The organism is Lactobacillus laiwuensis (assembly GCF_019972835.1).
Taxonomy (GTDB): Bacteria; Bacillota; Bacilli; order Lactobacillales; family Lactobacillaceae; genus Lactobacillus; species Lactobacillus laiwuensis.
In genome coordinates this window covers 1-5,707 of sequence record NZ_BPPB01000026.1, presented here as the reverse complement: position 1 = coordinate 5,707, position 5,707 = coordinate 1, and the positions used below count along the sequence as shown (strand labels likewise).

Annotated in this window: 3 protein-coding genes; 2 read left to right on the top strand and 1 reads right to left on the bottom strand. The window is 39.9% G+C overall.

All coding sequences use genetic code 11. The features are described from left to right. Positions 1-183, top strand: a 183-nt coding sequence (locus LDM92_RS09595) for an LPXTG cell wall anchor domain-containing protein (RefSeq protein WP_223903049.1), incomplete at its 5' end; no start/stop codon positions are given. Between the two features lie 70 nt (positions 184-253). Here the strand turns inward: LDM92_RS09595 and LDM92_RS09590 are convergent. Further along, on the bottom strand, positions 254-1,648 hold the full coding sequence (locus tag LDM92_RS09590; RefSeq protein WP_309294918.1) for an IS3 family transposase: 1,395 nt from the start codon (positions 1,646-1,648) through the stop codon (positions 254-256). 148 nt (positions 1,649-1,796) lie between these two features. Here LDM92_RS09590 and LDM92_RS09585 point away from each other — a divergent pair. Continuing rightward, on the top strand, positions 1,797-5,707 hold a 3,911-nt coding region (locus LDM92_RS09585; RefSeq protein WP_223903048.1), incomplete at its 3' end, for a MucBP domain-containing protein.

The window sequence follows — 5,707 nt, the reverse complement described above, 5'->3', positions numbered from 1 at the left end:
CGCAAATTAAACAAGACTGCTAGCTCTGACCCACAAAAAGGCAAGCTGAATCAGAACAGCAGCACTGATGCCTTGCCACAAACTGGTACCGAGAAGCACAATAGTTTAGCCATGCTGGCACTAGGTGGTTTGGCCTTGGCCACTGCTCTAGGTGCTGCTTGGCTTGAGCGTAAGAAAGACTAATTAAATTCTGACAAATAAAAAACGTCCTACATGATGTGAACCCCAAAATTAGGACACTTTATATTAGCTGCTAACTGAGGACTAGCTTCCGATATTCAATCAGAGTTAGTCCTTTTAGTTTGATTTTGATTCTTTTCTGATTGTAATACTCAATGTAGTCTCTAATCGCATCTTCCAGTTCAGTGAGATTCTTATATTGCTTTTCAAAACCATAAAACATTTCTCGTTTGAGTATCCCGAAGAAGCCTGCCATTAACCCATCATCAAGCGAATTGCCCTTGCGTGACATTGACTGGCTAATGCCATGGCTTTTCAGCCATGCTTGAAACTGGCCATTTTGGTATTGCCAGCCTTGATTGGTATGGAAGATCAAGCCATTCAAGGCTGGATATTTGTGCCAGGCCTTTTTTAACATATCCATGGTCTGCTTAAGATTAGGGCTGCGAAAAATGGTATAGGAAACAATCTCTTGGGTGCAGCCATCAATGATCGGTGATAAGTAGGTCTTTTGCCCCTTGAGCTTAATCTCAGTCACATCTGAATACCATTTGTGATTGGGGTAAACCGCACTAAAGCTGCGTTTAATTAGGTCAGGCTTAATCGGACCCTGAGTGCCGCGATAGCTGCTGTATTTGTGCCAGCGTTTACTGACTATGCCAAACAATTTCAGCTTGTTCATTAAGCGCTGCACCTCTTTATGGTTGACTAATAAACCGCGACGTCTTAGTTCTGCAGTAATGCGGCGATAGCCATAGCGGTGCTTGTGTTCCTCATAAATAGCTTTGATTTTAGCCATTATTTCTTGATTATCTCGCTCTTTGTCCTTCTTCTTTAAACTGTAGTAGTAATTACTGCGGGATAGATGGGGCAGATTGGGATTGGCATTAATGGCATCAAGAATAAAAGTTACGCTGACTTTAAGCTCGCGCCTTAGTTGGGTAACTGCCTGGGCTATTTCCGCGGCTTGCGGTTCTTGGTCCGCTGGTCGACTAAGGCGCTCAATTTTTTTACGAATTCGTTCTCGATTTTCAGCTTCAAGTTCTGCTGGCGTAAGCGTTCGTTCTCTTGCTTGAGTCGCTGATTTTCCTGTTTGATCAGCTGTTCTCTTTTGGTCATGGGGCTGTCGTCCTCTCTGCTTGTTAACGATATTATACCCATTTTTACGGTATTCGCGCAGCCAGTTGTACAACATGCCATTACTTTTTAAGCCCAAGTCAATAGATACTCGACGGGCAGGCTCATGTTCAACTATGATTCGCCTAAGGGCCTGCTCCTTAAAATTACTTGTATAAGCAGTGAAAGGCTGATCTAAAATAGCTAGACCGTGACGGCCAATTAAAGCTAACAAGTAACTAATATTAGTCCTGCCAACCCGATAACGCTGACTTAACTCAGTAGAACCGATTTGATAATCATGCCAAAGATGATAGATTTCAACTTTATCTTGTTTAGATAATTTAGACATAAAAATAACCCCCAAATTTGTCCTAAATTTGGGGGTCATATCATTATCAATATAGGGCGTTTTTAGTCTAGCCTAGCTTAGTTTGACTTTTAATAGGCTCAGCCATATACTAAACCTATATTAATATGCAGTTTAGAAGAGGAATTATATGAATACACATAAGAATGCTAACAAGCAAGGAGAAAAAATATTGCTCGGCGGCGTGGCCGCAGCTGCTTTAGGCTTAATTAATGCTAAGCCCCAGACGGTCAAGGCAGCTAATCAGAATGGCACTCGGGCCACTAAGAAGACTCCGAGCAGAGCAGTCAAGACTAAATTGAACTACCAAATTGAAGCTGAAGGTGAAGCAGCTTCTGATGATGACCCCACTGACCAAAAGAGCGACAATCAAACTGCTGGCAGCGAGAATAATGCAGGCACTTCAAGCAGCACTCCAGAAACTGGACAGGGGCAAGCTGTTGCTAATAGCAATACAGCAAGTGGCAGTATTCAAGATGCAATCACAGGCAATACCAGCGATCCAAGCACCACAGACGATGCAAAAACTGACAAGCAAGAAGCAGGCTCTGCACAATTTGACCATGCTAAAGCCACTCGTGATAGTAGCAATACCATCTCAAGCACTTGGGAAGATATACCTGTCACGTTTAATAATGGCGTATTATCAATTGGTGAAAAAGGCAAAACCTATACCATAAATAATTCAGACAATAAAGATATTAGCATTGGTAGCAACATTGACAATGTTTCTGGAACCGACATTACAGAGATCGATATTAATGCTCCCATTGCCATCATTGGATCAGCTGAAACACTTTTCTACCACCTCTTGAACCTTACATCAATAAATGGTTTAGATAAACTAGATACTTCTAAAGTAACGAGTATGCTACAAATGTTTATGGACTGTACAAAAATGACTTCTTTAGATTTATCCAGTTTCAATACTACTAATGTAACCAATTTTAGTACAATGTTTGCCTTTGACCCCAGCCTAACTAGCGTAGATCTATCTAGTTTTACTGTTAGAGATGGCGCTACAACTATGGGAATGTTTGTAATAAGCGATGATGATACTCCCAGTTTGTCCAAATTAATTTTAGGTAAAGGTTTTAAATTCACTACAAGAAATGGTAGACCCAACAATTCACTTCAACAGCCAGGAACTTGGGTAAACATGGGGGAAGGCGATGGTTCTCTGACCAAGGGTACTAATCAGTGGTCTTCAGCCGATTTCATGACTAAGTACCAAGGTGATAGAGACCATGATACTTATGTTAGATATACTGGTGGCACCGTTACTGTTCACCGCCAAGATGAAGATGGCAAGCAGCTAGTTGATCAAGATGGTAAGGAAATTCCTGATGAAAAGCTTTTCGGCAACATTTCAGACTCAGTAACTGTTGACACCAGTAAAGAATTTGCTGGTTATACCTTCAAGGAAAATCAAAATCCTACTATCACAGCTTTTATCTCTGATCCACAAACTATCACTCTAGTCTATTCTAAGAGTAAAACTGATAATACTTGGGAAGGCGTTCCTTTTACCTTTAATAATGGTGTCTTATCGCTAGGTGAAAAAGGCAAAACCTATACAATAAATAATTCAGACAATAAGGATATTAGTTTTAACAATAATATCAGTAATATTTCTGTAACTGATATTACAGAAATTGATATCAATGCTCCAATTACTATTACCGGTTCAGCAGCACAACTTTTTGCTAGACTCAAAAATTTGTCTAATATTAGTGGTCTGAAAAATTTAAACACTTCCGAAGTGACAAGTATGGAACAAATGTTTATGAGTTGCTCTAAACTTACCAATTTAGACTTATCAAGTTTTGAAACTTCTAAAGTGACATCATTTAATACTATGTTTGTTAACGATTCTAGTTTAACCAGTGTTAATTTATCTAGTTTTAAAATTAGTGATAATGCTGAAATGATGGGACTGTTTTTACTATGCCCTAATTTAACTCAGATAGATCTAGGTAAGGATTTTAAATTTAATTTAGACAGTAGTGGTAAACCCAACAATTCTCTCAATTTATCAGGTACTTGGGTAAACATGGGTGAAAGCGATGGCTCTCTGACCAAGGGTACTAATCAATGGTCTTCAGCTGATTTCATGACCAATTACCAAGGTGATAGAGACCATGACACTTATGTTAGATATACTGGTGGCATCGTTACTGTTCATCGCCAAGACGAAGAAGGCAAGCAGCTAGTTGATCAAGATGGTAAAGAAATTCCTGATGAAAAGCTCTTTGGCAATATTTCAGATCCAGTAACTGTTGATACCAGCAAGGAAATTACCGGTTACACCTTCAAAGAAAACAAAAATTCTGATGTAAAATCATTTACCTCCGACCCGCAAGATATTACCTTGGTCTACTCTAAGAGTAAAACTGATAACACTTGGGAAGGTGTTCCTTATACCTTTAATAATGGCGTCTTATCACTTGGTGAAAAAGGTAAAACCTATACAATAAATAATTCAGATAATAAAGATATTAGCATTAGCCAAAATATTAGCGATATAACTGCTGACGATATCACAGAAATTGATATTAATACCCCTATCGCAATTATGGGCTCTGCTCAGCGTCTCTTTTGTAAATTAAGCAATTTAGTATCTATTAAAGGGTTAAAAAACTTAAATACTTCTCAAGTCACAGACATGACGAAAATGTTTTTCGGTTGTACAAAAATAGTTTCTTTAGATCTATCTAGTTTTGATACTACCAATGTGACTAGTTTCAATACAATGTTTGCTAGCGACCCTAGCTTAACTAGCATAGATCTATCCAGTTTTACTGTTGCAGATGACGCTACAACGATGGGAATGTTTGTAATAAGCGAAGATTATACTCCCAGTTTGTCCAAATTAATTTTAGGTAAAGGGTTTAAATTCACTACAAGAAATGGTAGACCCAACAATTCCCTCAATTTGCCAGGAACTTGGGTAAACATGGGTGAAGACAATGGTTCTTTGACCAAGGGTACTAATCAGTGGTCTTCAGCCGATTTCATGACTAAGTACCAAGGTGATAGAGACCATGACACTTACGTCAGATATACTGGTGGCATCGTAACTGTTCATCGCCAAGACGAAGAAGGCAAGCAGCTAGTTGATCAAGATGGTAAACAGATTCCTGATGAAAAACTCTTTGGCAATATTTCAGATTCGGTAACTGTTGACACCAGTAAAGAATTTGCTGGCTACAAGTTCAAAGAAAACAAGAATTCTGATGTAACAGCATTTATTTCTGATCCGCAAGATATTACCTTGGTCTACTCTAAGAGTAAAACTGATAACACTTCTGACACTTCGGATGGTTCCGACGGCTCTAACAGCTCAAATGGTTCTGACAGTTCCGATGGCTCTGATAGTTCGAATAGCTCTAATGGTTCTGACAGTTCCGACAGTTCCGATAGCTCTAATGGTTCTGATAGTTCCGATAGCTCTGATAGTTCTGACAGTTCCGATGGCTCTGATAGTTCTAATGGTTCTGACAGCTCTGACAGTTCCGATGGCTCTGATAGCTCTAATGGTTCTGACAGTTCCGATGGTTCTAATAGCTCCGACAGTTCTGATAGTTCTGATAGTTCTAACGGTTCAAATAGCTCGAACAGCTCCAATGGTTCAAATAGCTCGAACACTTCAAACGGTTCCGACGGCTCTAATGGCTCTAACAGCTCTAACGGTTCTGACAGTTCCAATGGTTCCGATAGCTCTAGCTCTGATAGTTCCAACGAGTCCGAATCTAACGGCTCTGGTTCAAATAACTCCGGTTCTAATGGCTCCAATGCTTCTAACACTGCTGGTTCAATTGTCAACAGCCCTGCAGCCATATCGCCTGCAGTTACAGTTCATTATCAAGATGAAGATGGCAACACTGTTGCCCCTGATCGCGTAATCCAAGGCCGGATTGGCGATGGCTATACGACTGGTGCCGAGACTGTTTCTGGCTATACTTTAAAGACTCGGCCCGATAATGCAACTGGCTTCTTTATCAACAGTCCGCAAAGCGTGACTTATGTTTACAGCAAGAG

What these genes read in the sequence shown, in the direction of transcription:
- LDM92_RS09590 (WP_309294918.1), bottom strand. Translation starts at nt 1,648, where the DNA reads ATGTCTAAATTATCTAAACAAGATAAAGTTGAAATCTATCATCTTTGG.